This is a genomic window from Natronolimnobius sp. AArcel1 (genome assembly GCF_011043775.1).
Classification (GTDB): domain Archaea; phylum Halobacteriota; class Halobacteria; order Halobacteriales; family Natrialbaceae; genus Natronolimnobius.
On sequence record NZ_JAAKXY010000003.1, the window covers coordinates 330,713 to 347,457 of the forward strand.

The 16,745-nt window shown below is 60.2% G+C and carries 12 protein-coding genes; 2 read left to right on the top strand and 10 right to left on the bottom strand.

Annotated features, from left to right (window positions below):
• Nucleotides 1-44: 44 nt before the first annotated feature.
• From gcvPB to G6M89_RS09850, 9 genes are all read right to left on the bottom strand, one after another.
• Nucleotides 45-1,574 carry an aminomethyl-transferring glycine dehydrogenase subunit GcvPB gene (gcvPB, locus tag G6M89_RS09810; RefSeq protein WP_165161612.1) on the bottom strand — a complete coding sequence of 510 codons (1,530 nt, stop codon included), beginning with the start codon at nucleotides 1,572-1,574 and terminating at the stop codon, nucleotides 45-47.
• On the bottom strand, nucleotides 1,571-2,908 hold the full coding sequence (gene gcvPA, locus G6M89_RS09815) for an aminomethyl-transferring glycine dehydrogenase subunit GcvPA (RefSeq protein WP_165161613.1): 1,338 nt from the start codon (nucleotides 2,906-2,908) through the stop codon (nucleotides 1,571-1,573). Before gcvPA ends, gcvPB begins: the two co-directional genes overlap by 4 nt.
• A 223-nt stretch (nucleotides 2,909-3,131) precedes the next feature.
• Nucleotides 3,132-4,283 carry an AI-2E family transporter gene (locus G6M89_RS09820; protein ID WP_165162095.1) on the bottom strand — a complete coding sequence of 384 codons (1,152 nt, stop codon included), beginning with the start codon at nucleotides 4,281-4,283 and terminating at the stop codon, nucleotides 3,132-3,134.
• Between the two features lie 236 nt (nucleotides 4,284-4,519).
• Nucleotides 4,520-6,988, bottom strand: coding sequence for a cation-translocating P-type ATPase (locus G6M89_RS09825; protein WP_165161614.1), 2,469 nt, complete (start codon nucleotides 6,986-6,988; stop codon nucleotides 4,520-4,522).
• A gap of 29 nt (nucleotides 6,989-7,017) precedes the next feature.
• A complete protein-coding gene (locus G6M89_RS09830; RefSeq protein WP_165161615.1) occupies nucleotides 7,018-7,857 on the bottom strand; it encodes a sulfite exporter TauE/SafE family protein in 840 nt (279 codons plus the stop codon).
• 196 nt (nucleotides 7,858-8,053) lie between these two features.
• The gene (gene hmgB, locus G6M89_RS09835) at nucleotides 8,054-9,391 is read right to left on the bottom strand and encodes a hydroxymethylglutaryl-CoA synthase (protein ID WP_165161616.1); all 1,338 of its coding nucleotides are present in this window, start codon (nucleotides 9,389-9,391) and stop codon (nucleotides 8,054-8,056) included.
• A gap of 114 nt (nucleotides 9,392-9,505) precedes the next feature.
• Nucleotides 9,506-11,860, bottom strand: coding sequence for a CARDB domain-containing protein (locus G6M89_RS09840; RefSeq protein ID WP_165161617.1), 2,355 nt, complete (start codon nucleotides 11,858-11,860; stop codon nucleotides 9,506-9,508).
• Between the two features lie 112 nt (nucleotides 11,861-11,972).
• Nucleotides 11,973-12,554 carry a DUF2150 family protein gene (locus G6M89_RS09845; protein ID WP_165161618.1) on the bottom strand — a complete coding sequence of 194 codons (582 nt, stop codon included), beginning with the start codon at nucleotides 12,552-12,554 and terminating at the stop codon, nucleotides 11,973-11,975.
• Nucleotides 12,555-12,716: 162 nt separating this feature from the next.
• Nucleotides 12,717-13,568: a TatD family hydrolase gene (locus G6M89_RS09850; RefSeq protein WP_165161619.1), complete on the bottom strand. Its 852-nt coding sequence runs from the start codon at nucleotides 13,566-13,568 to the stop codon at nucleotides 12,717-12,719.
• A gap of 203 nt (nucleotides 13,569-13,771) precedes the next feature.
• Here G6M89_RS09850 and G6M89_RS09855 point away from each other — a divergent pair, with 203 nt between their 5' ends.
• Nucleotides 13,772-14,020, top strand: a complete 249-nt coding sequence (locus G6M89_RS09855; protein WP_165161620.1) for an Hsp20/alpha crystallin family protein — start codon at nucleotides 13,772-13,774, stop codon at nucleotides 14,018-14,020.
• Entirely contained in the window at nucleotides 14,017-16,281 is a 2,265-nt protein-coding gene (locus tag G6M89_RS09860) for a CDC48 family AAA ATPase (RefSeq protein WP_165161621.1), read from the top strand. The genes G6M89_RS09855 and G6M89_RS09860 overlap by 4 nt, the downstream gene beginning before the upstream one ends.
• 76 nt (nucleotides 16,282-16,357) lie before the next feature.
• On the opposite strand, the gene G6M89_RS09865 is transcribed toward G6M89_RS09860, so the two are convergent.
• On the bottom strand, nucleotides 16,358-16,630 hold the full coding sequence (locus tag G6M89_RS09865; protein ID WP_165161622.1) for a HalOD1 output domain-containing protein: 273 nt from the start codon (nucleotides 16,628-16,630) through the stop codon (nucleotides 16,358-16,360).
• Nucleotides 16,631-16,745 lie beyond the last annotated feature (115 nt).

The window sequence follows — 16,745 nt, forward strand, 5'->3', positions numbered from 1 at the left end:
TGTTTTCCGGTTGATATGGAAGCACCCAATGCGCGACGGAACCGCTACTCGTCGTCCGCGAGTGCCTGCCAGGACAGTCGCGGGTTCCGCGCCGCGCTCGTCTGGTCGATCCGTCGGGCTGTGGTTCGCTCGGGTGCATCCTCAAGCGTTCCGTCGCCTTCCTCGGCAACGGCGTTGAAGGCGGCTGCGAGTCGATCCAGTGTCTCCTTGCTTTCGATTTCGGTCGGCTCGGTCATCAGCGCCTCGGGGACGATTTCGGGCCATTTCGTCGTCGGCGGGTGGACACCGTAATCGAGCATTCGTTTGGCGACGTCTGCAGCATCCTGGTCGCCCGCGCTGGCGACGAACTCGTGGTGGAACGGCTCGTAGGGCACGTCGTACTCGAGTTGGCTTGCGAGGTAGTTCGCGTTGAGAACGGCTTTGGCGCTTGCATCCGCGAGTCCCGCATCGCCGAGTCGCGCGATGTAGGCGAAGGCCTTGATGAGCACCAGCCAGTTGCCCTGATAGCCGTGGACGTGACCAATCGTGTGATCGGGGTCGAACAGTTCGTAGGTTACTTCGTCACCCTCGCCAGTGTCCTCGGCCTCGCGCACTCGAGGCGCGGGCAGGAAGGGGTCGAGGTCCTCGACCACACCGACGGGACCCGCGCCGGGGCCGCCGCCGCCGTGGGGCGTCGCGAACGTCTTGTGGACGTTGTAGTGCATCACGTCGAAGCCCATATCGCCGGGCCGCGCGCGTCCGAGCAAGGCGTTCAGATTCGCGCCGTCGTAGTAGAGTAACCCGCCAACGTCGTGAACCATCTCCGCGATCTCTTCGATATCGCGCTCGAAGAGCCCGAGCGTGTTCGGATTCGTGAGCATCAGCGCCGCCGTGTTCTCGGAGAGTGCGGCCTCGAGTGCCTCGAGGTCAACACGCCCGTCGTCGTCGCTTGGCAGCGAAACCACGTCGTAGCCCCCGAGTGCAGCGGTCGCGAAGTTCGTCCCGTGGGCGCTCTCAGGGATGATGACCTCGTCGCGGTGGCCCTCGCCGTTGTGCTCGTGGTAGGCCGCCGCAACGCGGATGCCGACGAACTCGCCCGCCGCGCCTGCGGGTGGCTGTAAGGTGACGGCGTCCATGCCGCCGATTCGACCAAGGTAGTCCTGCAGTCGGTAGAGCAACTCGAGGGTCCCCTGAATCGACTGTCCCGAGCGGTCGGGGTGGACCGCAGCCGAGGGCAACGCGGCCACGTCCTCGGTGAACTTCGGATTATACTTCATCGTACACGACCCCAGCGGGTAGGGGCCGCTGTCGATGCCGTAAATCATCTGTGAGAGCCGCGTGTAGTGGCGTGCGAGTTCCGGCTCAGACAGTTCCGGCAACTCGAGTGAGTCACGCGTCAGGTCGTCAGGAAGCGGGGAGTCGACGCGTTTTGCCGCTCCGTCCTCGCCAGCGTCGGCGTCGCCAATCGCGACTCGCGTGAGATCTTTCTCCGAGAGCAGCGGTTCGTACTGGCCGTTCTCGACGTAGCGAGCCTGATCGTAGCGGACCTGACTGGCATCGATTGGTGTCTCCTCGGTTGTCCGTTCGTCGCTCATCGAACCACCTCCGAGAACGCTGTGGCGAACTCGTCGAGTTGCTCGTCAGTGACGCCCGCAGCGCAGAGCTGGAGTTCGTGCTCGCCGACGACGTGGACCGCAAAACCGCGCTCCTCGAGGGCGTCTGCAACCTCCTGTGCGGGCTGGTTGAGGCGGGCGACGAACTCCCGAAGGTGGTGACGGTCGTGAACCGGCGCTGTCACGCCATCGACCGCCTCGAGACGTTGTGCTAACTCGTCGGCGCGTCGAACGCCGCGGTTTGCGAGTTCGACCATGCCAGTCGACCCGAGCGTGGCCGCGTGCATCGCCGTTCGCAGTGCGACCCAGGCCTGATTCGTACAGATATTGCTCGTTGCTCGCTCGCGGCGGATATGCTGTTCGCGCGTCTGGAGTGTGAGCGTGAACGCGCGCCGGTCGGTTGCGTCCTCGCTCGCCCCGACAAGTCGGCCGGGGACCTGCCGAAGATAGTCCTCGCGACAGGCAAAGAGTCCGAGTCCCATCCCGTAACTCGTCGGCAAACCGAGGACACTCGCATCGCCGATGACGACATCCGCGCCGACATCTGCCGGTCGCTGCAGGACCGAGAGCGCAACCGGATCGGAGCCGAGGACGAACAGCGCCTCGGCGTCTGTGGCGGACTCGCCAATAGCCGAGAGATTCTCCTCAATCGTCCCCCGAACCGTCGGATTCTCCGCATAGACCATCACCGTGTCCTCGTCGACGCGCTCCTCGAGTGCCTCGAGATCGGCGTTGCCGTCAACTGTGGGGTACGTATCGACCGCGAGGTCGGTGCCAGCGACGTAGTTCTCGAGGGTGCTCCGTCGGCCCTCGCGAAGGAGGTCGGGAACGAGCACGCGATGGCCGCTGGTATCGCGGACGCGGTCGGCGAGCGTCGCCGCCTCACCGAGTGCTGTTGCCGCGTCGTACATCGAGCAGTTCGCAATGTCCAGTCCCGTGAGTTCGACCAGCAGCGACTGGTACTCGAACAGTGCCTGCAGAAAGCCCTGTGAGACTTCCGGCTGGTACTGCGTATACGAGGTCAGAAACTCCGATCGGTCCGCGAGGTGATCGACCAGCGAGGGGATGTAATAGCCGTAGTGTCCCCGGCCGAGTAGTTCCGTCAGGTCGTCATTTCGCTCGAGTATCGAGCGAACGAGGCGTCTGGTCTCTCGTTCCGTTCGTGCGTCGATTCCGAACTCGTCGTCGAAGGCAACGGCAGCCGGAATGTCAAAGAGATCCGCAGCCGTTTCGACGCCGACTGCCTCGAGCATTGCGTCGCGCCCATCGTCCGTGTGAGGAGCGTATGGACTCCCCGTTTCGTGTGATCCGTGCATAGTAACGTGTCTTTCCAGTCCTGTGACTCGTTGATAGGTGTCGTTGCAGGTTCAGATGCAGCCGTGCGAAGAGCGCGGACCGCCGACCGCCGCCCAGTTGTCGGCTCTTGCCCGTCTTCGCCGTGAACACCGGTTTCGGCCACGATAGCTGTTGCTAACGGCTAGGGGGTAATGAACGCATTCTTTCTGTGACCGACTCGCTGGTGTCAGTTAGCTCAGACACTCACGAGTTGTCTCGTTCTTCATCCTCGAGAAGGGGCGTGTTCGGGTCGTCCACGCGCTCGAGGACGGTCATCACGCCGAGTGCAGACGTATTGACTGCCGGGTCGGCCGCGCGTTCGTCGTCCGAAATCGGTGTTCCGTTGCCAGCGCGTTCGCGGGCGAATACGTCGAGCGTGATCTTTGCGCCGCCGAGGACAACGGGCCCGATGAACAGACCAACGGCACCGAAGACGAGCAATCCGCCGAAGATACCAACGACGACGATCGCGGAGTTAAACGCGCTCGTGCGGCCAATCAGGGCCGGACGGAGGTAGGTATCGGACGCACTGACGAGCGAGCCATAGACGACGAGCGCCGCGGCGGCGACGTACTGGCCGGTCGCGAACAGGTAGATCGAGACGGGAACCCAGACGCCAAACGCGCCGACGAGCGGGAGGAGTGCGAGAACGAACGTCGCCACCGTCAGGAAGATGACGGCAGGGACCCCGAGGATGGCCAGCCCAATCCCGAGCAGAATTGCCTGAATCGCCGCAACAGCGACGTTTCCGACGACGGAGGCCCACATGAGCTGATCAAGCCCAGTGAACAATTCATCCTGCAGTTCATCGCGGACCGGCAACACGCGTCGGAACCACGCGACAAGTGCACCGCCATCTCGCAACAGCGCAAAGAGGACGAATACTGTGACCGTCAGACCAATCAAAACATTCGGTAACCGCGTGACGAGTTCGAGCGCACTCGTTGCAATCCCCTGTAGTGCCGTCCCAATCGGCTCTTCATACGTCTCCCACATCTCATGAAGATCGACCGAATAGCCCGTCGACTCGAGTTGGGCCTCAATTTCGCCGATCCCAAGTTCGTCCTCTTGGATGATCGTCGCGATTTGGACAGCCTCGTCGAGTGCAATCGCAAGTACGTACGCAAGTGGAAGTAAAATCGTGAGGATAGCAACAGCGACGAGTATCAGTGCCGTCGTCATCGCGCTCAGATACTGCTCGAGGCGGCGCTGGACCGGCATGAGAATGTACGCGAGGACAATGCCGAGCAGCACGTACTGGAGATACGGCAGAATAACGGCAATGCCGAGAAGGGCGCTGATGATGGCGACGATGGTCAGTCCAGTTCGATCCGAAAGCCACTGTCGTGGCCCCATCGCGGATGCGGTCGAAGCCGACTGGGCTGTCTCCCCGGCCCGGGTAGGAACCGGAGACATGGCGGTCGCATCTGCCTCGGCGTCTCCTCCATCGTCAGCAGCAGCTGCATCGCCATCACGTCCGCCATCAGAGTCGGGCCCGCCCATAGGCCGCCTACGACGGCATCACATATTATCCCAGTGAAAGATCACGCCCACTGATGGGAGGCCGGAGTGAGTCGACCCGACGGTCGCAATTAGTCTTTGAGCAACGGCCTCGAGGAGTTGGTGACGACGAGGAGGCTGCTTAGACCCATAGCGATGGCGGCAAAGAGCGGGTTTAGCAGGCCGGTTACGGCCAGCGGGATTGCGATTCCGTTGTAACAGAACGCCCAGCCGATGTTTCCTTTGACACGGCGATCCGTCGCTCGTGCGAGGTCGAACACCGTTTCGACTGACGAGAGGTCGTCGTCGACGAGCGCGACATCGGCTGCATCAGCAGCCATTGCAGTCCCACCGCCAAGTGAGATACCGAGGTCTGCGGCCGCAAGCGCCGGTGCGTCGTTCGTCCCGTCACCCACCATCACCGTCTGGCCAGTTTGCTTGAGTCGCTCGACGGTTTCGGCTTTCCCTTCCGGTGGAACGCCCGCAAACACCTGCGAAACGGCGTCGTGCTCACGGAATCGATCGGCTGCGTTCGCGTCATCACCAGTCAGGACAACGAGTTCGGCATCTGCTGCGATTGCAGAAAGCGTCTCTCCCCAGCCATCGCGCAGTTCGTCGCCGACGACGATCACACCTGTTGCAGTTCCGTTGCGGCCGACCGCAACCGGAACCCGTCCCGTCTCACGGTGGTCATCAATCTGCGTTGTGAGTGCGTCCGAAACCTGCCAGCCAAGCGATCGAAACAGATCTGGATGGCCGACGATGACCTCGTCACCGTCAACAGTGCCCGAAACGCCGTGCCGGTGACTCTCGAACGCCTCGAGGCGGTCGTTGTCGGCCGTTCCGTCACTGTCTTCGTCGCTTGGCTTTGCTCGCGTGGGTGCTGGTTCGACCGTGCCGCCATCGGCAGCCGGCTGTTCGCCATGGCCACGTGCTGCAATCGCCTCGCCGATGGGATGTGCAGATCGGCGCTCGAGCACCGCTGCCTGCTCGAGCAACTCGTCGTCGCAGTCGGTCTCGAGAACAGTCATCTCGCCGGTCGTCAGCGTCCCGGTCTTGTCGAAAACGACCGTGTCCGCGTTTCGAATGCGCTCGAAAACGGTGTCGTCAAAGACGACAATCGAGTGCTCGAGGGCGTCGCGGATGCCAGCGGCGACGGCGAGCGGGGTCGCAAGCCCGAGCGCGCAGGGACAGGAGACGATTAAGACCGTGAGCCCGATCAGCAGTGCATCGTCGATGCTCGTCCCAAGAACGAGGTTGAGCGTCGTGACGACGACCGCGAGGACGAGCACGAGCGGGACGAAGATTGTCGCGAGTTTGTCCGCGAGCTTCTGGATACCGTGGGTGCCGCTCTGGAGGTCCCAGACGAGTTCGGTGATCCGGTCGAGACTGCTCGTCGCGTCCTCGCCGACCCGAATCGTCACTGCGCCGTCGGCCACCATCGAGCCGCCGACGACAACGTCCTCACGGCCTTTCGTCACGGGCAGCGACTCGCCGGTGATGACCGCCTCGTCGACTGCGGCCTCGCCATCGACCACCGTACCGTCGACGGGGATTCGCTCGCCGGTTCGAACGAGCACCTGGTCGCCAGCCGCGAGTTCCTCGAGTGCGACCTCTTCGTGTGTCCCATCCTCGCCGATGCGGCGAGCGTCGTCAACCTGTACGCTCGTCAGGTCCGAGAGGCGTTCGGTCGCCTCGCGTTTGAGCGTAGATTCGTAGTAGCTGCCGACGGAGACGATGACGATGATTGCGACGGTTACGTCGTAGTAGATGTGCGGGCCATCGACCGCAATCGAGAGCGTGCTGTAGACCCACGCGCTGACGGCTGCGATCGCGACGAGCAGGTCCATATTCGGCGAGCGCGTCTTGATCCCGACGTACGCCCCCTGCAGAATCGGCTTGCCGGTGACAGCGAGGATGATCGTCGTCAGCGCCCCGATCATCAGGTAAAACGGCGTCGCCAGTTCGCTCGCAAGCGTCGCCTCGAAGAACTCGAGCGTTCGCTCGTCGTAGAACCACGCCCCGAAGTATGTCGGGTAGATGATCACGAGGTACTGCAACATGACCATCATCCCCATCAGGACGCCAACCGCGATTCGAGCCATCTCCCAGTCGTCTGCCTGCCGGCGACTGAACGCGTCGTCGCGGTCGTAGGCGCTGTAGCCGAGTTGACTGATCGTCTCCTCGAGGTCGGCCTGGGAAACCGCGTCGCCATTGTGGTCGATCCGCACCGTTTCGGTGACGTAACTCGCACTCGCCGCGCTGACACCGTCGGTTTCGGTTGCGACCGACTCGATGAACGCCTCGCAGGTCGCACAGTACATCCCGTCGACCTCGAGATAGGTCGTCTCGTGGTCGGATGGAATCTCGGGATCGTCGGCGTCATCCTCGCGGGCGCGACGGACAGCATCCGCGTCGACATCGACCTCGACATCTCCGAGTGCGTCGTAGACGTCTCGGCAGCCGACACAGCAAAATCGGTTGCCGTCTGCGGTGACGTCGCTGCCCTCGACGGGGAGGTCACAGAGCGTACACTGTTCGTCAACGTGATCGGCAGTCATCGGTGTGCGTGTGCGATAGCGCGCATAGTTCAGTGATGATCATGGCCGCCTGCGTCGATACCAGGAACGTCGATGCCGTCGTAGAACGGCAGTTCGGGATGTGGGACGGGAATACCGAGACTCATCAATCCGTGTGCGAACAGGACGTACCCCAGAACAATAAACGCCACACCGAGCAGTCGGTGAACCCGACGCCGGTGGGCGATATCGACGCTCTCGATGAGCGTTCCGTAGGCGAAGACCGCTGGAATCGTCCCGACACCGAGTGCAGCCAGCGCAAGCGCGCCGCTCGTCGGCGACCCAGTCGTGAACGCGTACAAAAACGCCGGGTACAGGATCGGACAGGGCAACAGACCGTGGAGTGCGCCAAGGCCGATAATCCCCGGACCGTTCGCAAACCGGTCGACATGGCTCGTTAGTACGCCGACAACGCGCTCGAGGCCGGGGATGTGCAAGCCGCCCGTCGTTCGCCCGAGCAGGTAGTAGATGCCGGTGATGATGATAAATCCTCCAATCAGGAGCCCAGCACCGCCGCGGACAAGATCCGCAATCGACGTGAGTTCCGCTGTCGAGACGAACACCAGACCACCGAGCGCACCGAAGGCAGCCCCCAACAGTGTGTAACTCGCCGTGCGCCCGAGATTAAAGAGTGCGTGCTGGCGAACTTCGTACATCGACAAATGACTCCCGCGTCCGCTCGAGCGCGCCGTCTGTGTCCCTCCGTCAGTCTTGGTCCCTCGCTCCTCCGCCATACGTCCCGCATACACCGTGACGAGCGGCCCACACATTCCAATACAGTGGGCTCCGCCGAGGAGCCCGATGACGAAAAACAGCACTAGATCAATGCCGAGGAATGTAAGTGGGTCCATCTGTCTCTCGAGTAGTGATTCCGGGTAGTTCGACGTTCGGGTTCACCTCTCGAATCCCGACCGCAACCCGTACGTACTCGCGCTAGCCGCTCGAGCACGTAATCGGTTTCGCCTCGAGTGTCACTGATTGCCTGTCGCTGCTCGAAAAATTCGCTCGGAATCAGGGTTTTTGCTTCCCACTCAAAAACCGCGACCGTTACTCCACGTACCGATACTTGCGCTCGCCCATGCGGCCCCAGCCATCGAAGACAAACTCCTCCTCAGGCGTTGTGAACTCCTCGACATCGACGTCCATCTCGTGGTTGTGCGCGTCGTGAATCTCCTCGTAATCCGCCCACGACATGTCGTATCGGTTGGCGAGTTGCTCGTCGACGTTCAGCGCCTCGAGTTCGTCTTCCCAACCGTCTTGGACAATTTCGGCGTGAATCTCAGCCTGTGCGCCGCTGCCGTAGGAGCCAACGAGCAACTGCTGGTCGGTCATATCGCGGCCCTGCTCGAGGGCAGTCTTGAGCGCGCTGACACGGGCGATATGAACCGATCCCGTGTACCAGTTGCCGACTTCGCGGGAGAGCGTCAGCGTCGGGTCGATTGTCTCCGCGTACCACTCCTGATAGCGATCCGTCTCTTTGAGCGCGTCCATGTACTCGCGAACGGCATCGTGGAACGCCTCCTCGTCATCGAACGCCTCTCTGCGGGGCTGGCGGCCGATTTCCTCGGCGAGTTCCTCCTCAATGGACGTATCGCGCGTGATGTGCCGGTATGCAAGCATTGCTGCCTTCCGTACCATGCCCGGGAACGGCGTGTGGAACGGCGCGAACGAGACATCCTCGGGATGTACGTCACCGGCAACGCTCTCGTAATCCTCGAGTGCCTCGCGCATACGGGCGAGATACACCTGCACCGAACGCTTTCCGTCGACCGAAGGGAACTGCTGGTTCGGCTTGAGGAAGTCCGTTTCGTCAGCCGAGCCATAGCCCTGGTGCGTCGAAAGCTCAACCAGATCCGGATCTTCGTCGATGAGCATTGCGACCGCTCCAGCGCCCTGCGTTGCCTCGCCGGCGTCACCGCGAGCATAGAGTGCGGTGTCAGTTGCGATCACGAGCGCGCCGCGACCGCGGTTGCGACCCGCGCGAATCCAGTTGTACGCATCGTCCAGGCTCTGGGTCCCCGCGATACAGGCGAACTTACGCTCGCCCTTGTTCGCGTGATGGAAGTCACCGTCGTACACCGACTCGAGGCAGCCTGCGACGTACGTCGAAACCGGTTTCGAGTTGTCGAAGGAACTCTCAGTCGCGACGTCGATGCGACCGATGTCGTCGGGCTCGAGTCCCTTTCGTTCCATCAATCGATGGGCGGCGTTGGCCCCCATCGTGACGATGTCTTCGTAGCTGTCGGGGAACGAACTCGCGTTGAGACCGAGGCCCTTAGTATACTTTGCGGGATCTTCGCCTTTCTCCGGGGCGAACGTGCCGGGAAGATCCATCTTGAGGTTCCCAGTCCAGATTTCGATCGCGTCGATACCGACTGCAGTCATACCAACCCAATATCGGGGAAGCCATATGGTAGTGTCGTTCGTGGTTTCGACAATTGTCTACCTTTGTCGATCTCGATACTGTGACTTTGATATCAAATGAGTATCGTATAGAGACTATCCTGGGCCAGCTCCAGCACCAGGTGGAATGATTTCGAACGTCGTCGTTGTTTCATCCCCGGTATCCGTTCGTCTTACGCCGACATCATATGGTCCACCTTCACGGTCGGTTCCCTCAAGCGTAATTGAGATTTCGACCCCCTCGCCGGCGTAACTGTTTTGACCTGCCTGGTAGACGATCTCATCTCCCTCCCGCCAGACTTCTCCGGAACCCTGTTCAAGCGACACATCCCAGCCATAGGTCACGCCATCGCCGTTGGGCTCACTGATGTCGAATAGCACTCGCTCATTTGGCTCGATCTGTGACCCAGGAGTAAATGTAAACGTTTGTTGCTCCGTTCCAGGGCCAGCATTACCGTCAACATCGGAGGCACCGACAGAGACGAACGGATCATCAGCACCCTCTTCACCATCTATCTCAAAGTCAGTTATCGCTGTTTCATCGGTATCTGTTCGCGTGAACGCCACATCATAGGGTCCACCTGTGCCATCGGTTGCATAGCTTCCAACACTGAGTTCGATTATCTCTCCTGCTTCATAACTGTCATCGATCTGATATACGAGCGTTTCTCCGCTATTCCAGAGTTGACCACTTCCACGCTCAATTCGGTAGTCGCCACCGAACGTGTCTGTATAGTCGACACCGCCATCGTTCGGATTACTGAGATCAATGACAACATCTTCCCACGCTTCCGGCCCCTCATCAAGTGCAAACTGGATCGTTTGTCGCTCCTCACTTGGTTGAACAAACCCATTAACGTCACTTATGTATACGAGGTCAAAACCTGGAACCTCTGCTTCATTGACTCGTACTTCGACAGTATCGCTGTCCTCATCACTCGAGACCGTTGCCGCTCTCTCCCCAGTATCCACCTGTTCGGTTTGCCACGTAAGAGTGACCTCCGCAGACTCACCGGGCTCGAGTTCGAGTGTTTCGTATTCGGCAACGTTCTGACCATCGACATCGAGGACAATATCCTGTGTTCCCGCTTCACCACCATCATTTTGAACGTTAGTAGTGAACTCAGCGTCTTCGCCTGCTGTCACGTCGTCGTCGTACTCGTCAATTGAGACCGAGAAAGATGGCTCGTCTTCGGGTGGATCTCTCACTTCAATACTCGTGTTCGCAGTGTCACCAAGACTGCTCACCCGCCCAGACGCGTCCTGTCCCCACACTGTAAGGGTATGTTCACCAGTCTCCCATTCGTCGGTGTCGATCTCCGTCGTTATCTCGTCCTCGAGATTGACATTCTCCAAACTCTCGGGATCACCATCAATATCTAAGGTCCCTGTGTTCTCCCCATCTGGTCCATCGCTTTCCCACTGACCACCAACAATAGGTGTTCCACTTCGAAAGTGGCTCTCAGTACCGATGGAGGTCGCTGTACCACTAAGTGTAAACTCATTTCCTTGGGTCACTTCAGCGGGTGCATCAGCAGTTGTGACCAACGGACCCTGTACTGGATCGCTTTCCCCTCCTGATCCTCCACCCTCGCCAGATTCACTGGAGTCGTCACCTGAGAATCGATCATCACGCTCACCACCATCACCGACTCCAACCTTTGCGACGGAGAGGTCAAACGTTTGTTCGTCATCGAGTTCAATCGTAACGCTATCGTCGGTTGCGTCCGTGACTCTGGCATACTCTTCGCTATCATCGTCGAACGATGTTCCAACCGAGTCGTTCCACCGGTCAGGTGAGTTTGTTGGAATTGTAATTGTTGCACCGTCGCTCTCGAGCGTCGAGTCTCCGGGGCCACCAAGCCGTTCTACGTCGACGGATACTGTTCGCTGATCGGTCCGTGACAGGTTGCCGTCGATGACGAAGAGAGTAAGCTGATCGTCACGAATGAGGTGTTGTTCTTCAAGTGTGACGTTTGCATGGCCAAATTCGTTGTATAGAAGTGTATGTTCAATGTTCGTCTTCGGTGCATCTTGGTATTCGTTATAATGTGGGTCGTACTGGATGAACTTTGTATCAAGTGACTCTTCAAGAAGGCCGTCAATAATTGGGTCACCAATATCCGCATTCTCTATCGTTATCGGCGTTTCCGGCTCGACCGTTCGGACTGTCCCAGTTGGATCTGACGGATTAACGGCCATTGTTCGCGTATCATACTGTGCGCCGAGTGTAATCGGTACACCCTGAGAACTCTCGTGATCAGTGTCTCGCATCGCATCACGGAGTTCGACCATCTCTCCAGTGACACGTTCGTTATGATTATACTCAACCTCGGCATTTTGATCAGGAACGACATTAATCTGATACAGCGCTAGCGCAGAAAATAAAATAGCGAGCAGTAACACTGCCCCAATCTGGACCGTCACGGCCCGGTCGTCCCCACGACGCATTCTAAAACAGGATAGTCGTCGCTACGTATACGTCTGTCGGCTTTTAGATATGTTCAACTACTCGAGCGATGAATTGAAAACGAGTCCTTCCGGTGACAGCACGCCGTGGCCGTTATTCGTCGTCTTCTTCGACGACTTCGGGGTCGCTCATTGCGCTTTGGAGACTGTCGAGGCCGTTGATCCATTCGGTGACGAGGCCGTACTCTAAGTCTTCAGCGACCTGCATGTCGAGTTTGTCGCCGTCGACGATGAGGGTGCCGGCCTGTGCGGCGTAACCGAGTGCGGCATCGAGGTCTTCTTCGGCTTCGGCGTCTGCGGCAGCAGCGAGGTAGTCGCCGACGGTACCTTCGTCGGCGGGGCCGGTGGCGATGTACTCTTCTGCGGCGAAAAAGACACAGACGAGGCTGGTCTGGACGCCGTCGACGAGGATCAGTTTCTCCTCGTCTTCGATATCGACTTCGCTGAGGACGATTCCGCGAACGTCTTCGATCTCTGCGAGCGCTTCCTCCTGGTCGATATCCCCGTCGTCGTAGGCGGCGACGATCTTGGCGATCGCAATTGCCGTATCGTCCTGGAGATTCAACAGCAGCCGCGCCGATGACTCGTCTTCCGGATCGATCTCTTCGTCTTTGATGCGGTCGATCCAGTTCTGCCAGCGTTCCTCCGAGTAGAACTCGGTCGGGGGATTGCTCATACAGACACCTACACCGGCCGCTTGAAATGCCTTTCTCTACACTAGCCGCCTCGACAGACAGTCTCGCACAGCGATTGAACGGTGGTGCGGTGCCGTATTACACTGCCTCAAGACTCGAGGAGGGGAATATCTCGTGGACCGCCACTCGGAAACAGTGCCTGTTCACTCGCGCTCGAGCGTGGCCACAGTATCGATCCCATACACGTGCTGGGGCGTCTCGACGTGGGCGTTCCGGACGGCGTCCTCGTAGCCCTCCTCGAGCAACCACCGAACGCGGCGCGGGACGGTCTTTGGGCCGAGGACGGCACCGGGTCGGCCGGGATCGTCGACGTAGTCGGTTTCCATCAGGAAGGGGTCGCCGCGCTCGGCCGCGCGCTCGAGGCGGTCTTTCTCGCTCATGACGCTTGGAGTAGGTCCCTCGAGTCGGCCTTCGGCGTAGTGTTTGACGACCTGGTGGCGCTCCATGCCGGCGTCTTCGGCCCAGTCGGCGACCGCGGTGAGGTCCTCGGTGGCCTCTGTATGAAGTTGGACCGCACAGCCGAGGTCGCCGCCGTGGTCGAACGCGTGGCGCATGACGGCGTTCGAAGCGTCCCAGACGGCGTCGGAGACATCGTAGTGCGGGCGGCCAGATTTTAACGCGAGCGCGTCGCCGTCAGCGACGTACTCGGCAGCGAGGTCGATTCCGCCCTGCATGATTTCGCGGGCCTCCTCGGGGCTGTAGCCGCGCTCGTCGACCAATCGCGAAATCAGGCCCGGATGAACGCCGAGGACGGGCCAGGCGCGCCCTGGAAGTTCCGCCGAGGCCTCGTCGACAATCTCGAGGGTACGCTCGAAGACGGGCCGAAAGTCTTCGCCGGCGTCGGCGTCGACCTCGAGGTGCCAGGAGGGTTTGTTGACGACGAGGAGGTGAGTGCCGCCAAGCCGCGCGAAGTCTTTGACAGCGTCGATGCCGCGGTGATTGTCCGGGTCGAGATGCAGATGATTGTCCAGAACGGGTGTGTCGGCCTCGAGCATACGCAGGTGTGGGTGCGCGCGGCGTGAAAAGCCACCGTCTTCGAGCGTGATTTCTGTCCGGTGGCCATCCCAGTCTATGGCTAACCAGCCAGGATGCACTGTGAACCGCAAACAGCGGGTTTCTACGCTACCCCGCCTACGTCATGCGATTTTCTGGCAGAAGATTTTTATAGTAGCGCAGCTTACCTTGAGTTAGTTGAACCATGACTCTCGAGCAATTCACTCGGAACGGCGGGCAGATTGCCCGGCGCTACGACTACGGTGATGGGACGGTGCTGGCGGTCGACTTCGGCACGTCTGCTGTTGATACCTCGGTCGATCTGGCCGACGGCACCATTATCGTGGTCGCTGACGACGAACAGTACGAGTTCGAACTCCCCGACGGTGCAGACGACGCGCACACGTTTATGAAAAACGGCGTCCTCACTGTCGAACTGGAGGGCGATCTATGAAACTCACCGTTAAACCACTCAAACAGAAAGACGCTGGCCGCGGATTGGCCGCAATCGACCGCGTCTCCATGCGAGAACTCGATCTCGAGAACGGAGACTACATCGTCATCGACGGCGGTGGTGACAGCCAGTCGGTCGCGCGGGTCTGGCCGGGGTATCCGGAAGATGAAGGGCGCGGGATTGTACGGATCGACGGCCGGCTTCGACAGGAAGCCAACGTCGGGATCGATGACCGCGTTGAGATTGAACCCGCGGACGTCAATCCTGCACAATCGGTCACCGTTGCACTGCCACAAAATCTCCGGATTCGTGGCGATATCGGCCCGCTTGTGCGCGATAAGCTCTCAGGACAGGCCGTTACAGAGGGCCAGACGGTGCCGTTCTCGCTCTCGTTTGGGCCAATGTCGAGTTCCGGCCAGTCAGTGCCGCTGAAAATCGCGAGTACGTCGCCGAGCGGAACGGTTGTCATCACCGACTCGACGAACATCGAGATTTCGGAGACGCCGGCCGAACAGGTCAGTTCCGGCGGCCCCGGCGCGTCCCCTGAGGGCGTTCCGGACGTTACCTACGAGGACATCGGTGGTCTGGACAACGAACTCGATCAGGTCCGCGAGATGATCGAGTTGCCGATGCGCCACCCCGAACTGTTCCAGCAGTTAGGAATCGAGCCCCCAAAGGGCGTCCTCCTGCACGGCCCACCAGGGACCGGGAAGACGCTGATGGCCAAGGCAGTCGCCAACGAAATCGATGCCCACTTCGAGACGATCTCCGGCCCGGAGATTATGTCGAAGTACTACGGTGAGTCAGAAGAGCAGCTGCGAGAAGTGTTCGAAGAAGCAGAAGAGAACGCTCCCGCGATTATCTTCATCGACGAACTCGACTCCATTGCCGCCAAGCGCGAAGAGGCCGGTGGCGACGTCGAACGCCGCGTTGTCGCGCAACTGCTCTCGCTGATGGACGGCTTGGAAGAACGCGGGCGTGTCACCGTCATCGCTGCAACGAATCGGGTTGACGATATCGATCCCGCACTTCGGCGCGGCGGTCGCTTCGACCGCGAGATCGAGATCGGCGTTCCCGACAAAGACGGCCGGAAGGAGATCCTGCAGGTCCACACCCGCGGGATGCCCCTGACCGACTCGATCGATCTCGACCGCTACGCCGAGAACACCCACGGCTTCGTCGGTGCCGACCTCGAGTCGCTTGCTCGAGAGGGCGCAATGAACGCCCTCCGTCGGATCCGCCCCGACCTCGATCTCGAGGAAGACGAGATCGACGCCGAAGTTCTCGAGACCCTGCGTGTGACCGAGGGAGACTTCAAAGAAGCCATCAAGGGAATTCAGCCCTCGGCGATGCGAGAAGTCTTCGTCGAGGTCCCGGACATCACCTGGAACGATGTCGGCGGTCTCGAAGACACCAAAGAACGTCTGCGCGAGACGATCCAGTGGCCACTCGATTACCCCGAGGTCTTCGAGCAGATGGACATGCAGGCCGCGAAGGGCGTCCTCATGTACGGCCCACCCGGCACGGGGAAGACGCTACTCGCGAAAGCAGTCGCCAACGAGGCTCAGTCGAACTTCATCTCGATCAAGGGCCCCGAACTGCTGAACAAGTACGTCGGCGAGTCCGAGAAGGGTGTCCGCGAGGTCTTCGAGAAGGCCCGGTCGAACGCCCCGACCGTGATCTTCTTCGACGAAATCGACTCCATCGCGGGCGAACGCGGCCAGGGACAAACCGACTCCGGCGTCGGCGAGCGCGTCGTCTCACAACTCCTGACCGAACTCGACGGACTCGAGGAACTCGAGGACGTCGTCGTCATCGCGACGACCAACCGGCCAGACCTGATCGACAGCGCGCTGTTGCGCCCCGGCCGACTCGACCGCCACGTCCACGTTCCGGTGCCAGACGAAGACGGGCGCAAGCGGATCTTCGAGGTCCACACCCGCAACAAGCCGTTGGCCGATGCCGTCGACCTCGAGTGGCTCGCCAGCGAGACGGAAGGCTACGTGGGTGCCGACATCGAAGCAGTCTGTCGCGAGGCGTCGATGGCTGCCAGCCGCGAGTTCATCAACTCGGTCGATCCCGAGGAGATGACCGAGACGATCGGTAACGTCCGCATCAGCACGGATCACTTCGAGCACGCCCTCGAAGAGGTCAACGCAAGCGTAACGCCAGAGACGCGCGAGCAATACGAAGAGATCGAAGCGGAGTTCGACACGGCCGAGCCACAACAAGAAGATCAACTCGGTCGAACGTTCCAGTAACGCCTCGCCAATCGTCGTGAGCGTCCTGACTCACACTTTTGTTCCGAGCATTGATCAGAACCGATAAGGGACACGCTCACTCGAGATCTGTGTGCTCTTTTTGTACTGGCGAAACAGTCACAGCGCCATCGCCGTCGACCGTGACGCGACACGCTTGGTACTCGAACGTGATCTCGAGGTCGGTTGTCGAGGGATCTTCGACGAGGCGTTGTAAGGCGTCCGGATCGACAGCATGGTACAACGGTTCTGCAGGATGAAACGGTTGTGTCCCATGCACTACAGACACGCCATCGACGATTCGCTTGACCAACGAGTCGGACGGGTCGGAAGCCGGACGCTGTGTTGACATTGGCCCAGATACGGTCATCCAAGCCCTAAAAGTGTCGGAAATAATAAAATTTTTGGATTTCACACTAGAAACGCCCAAATTCTCCCCTCAGAGCGGATATGGTGGCCGATATTCG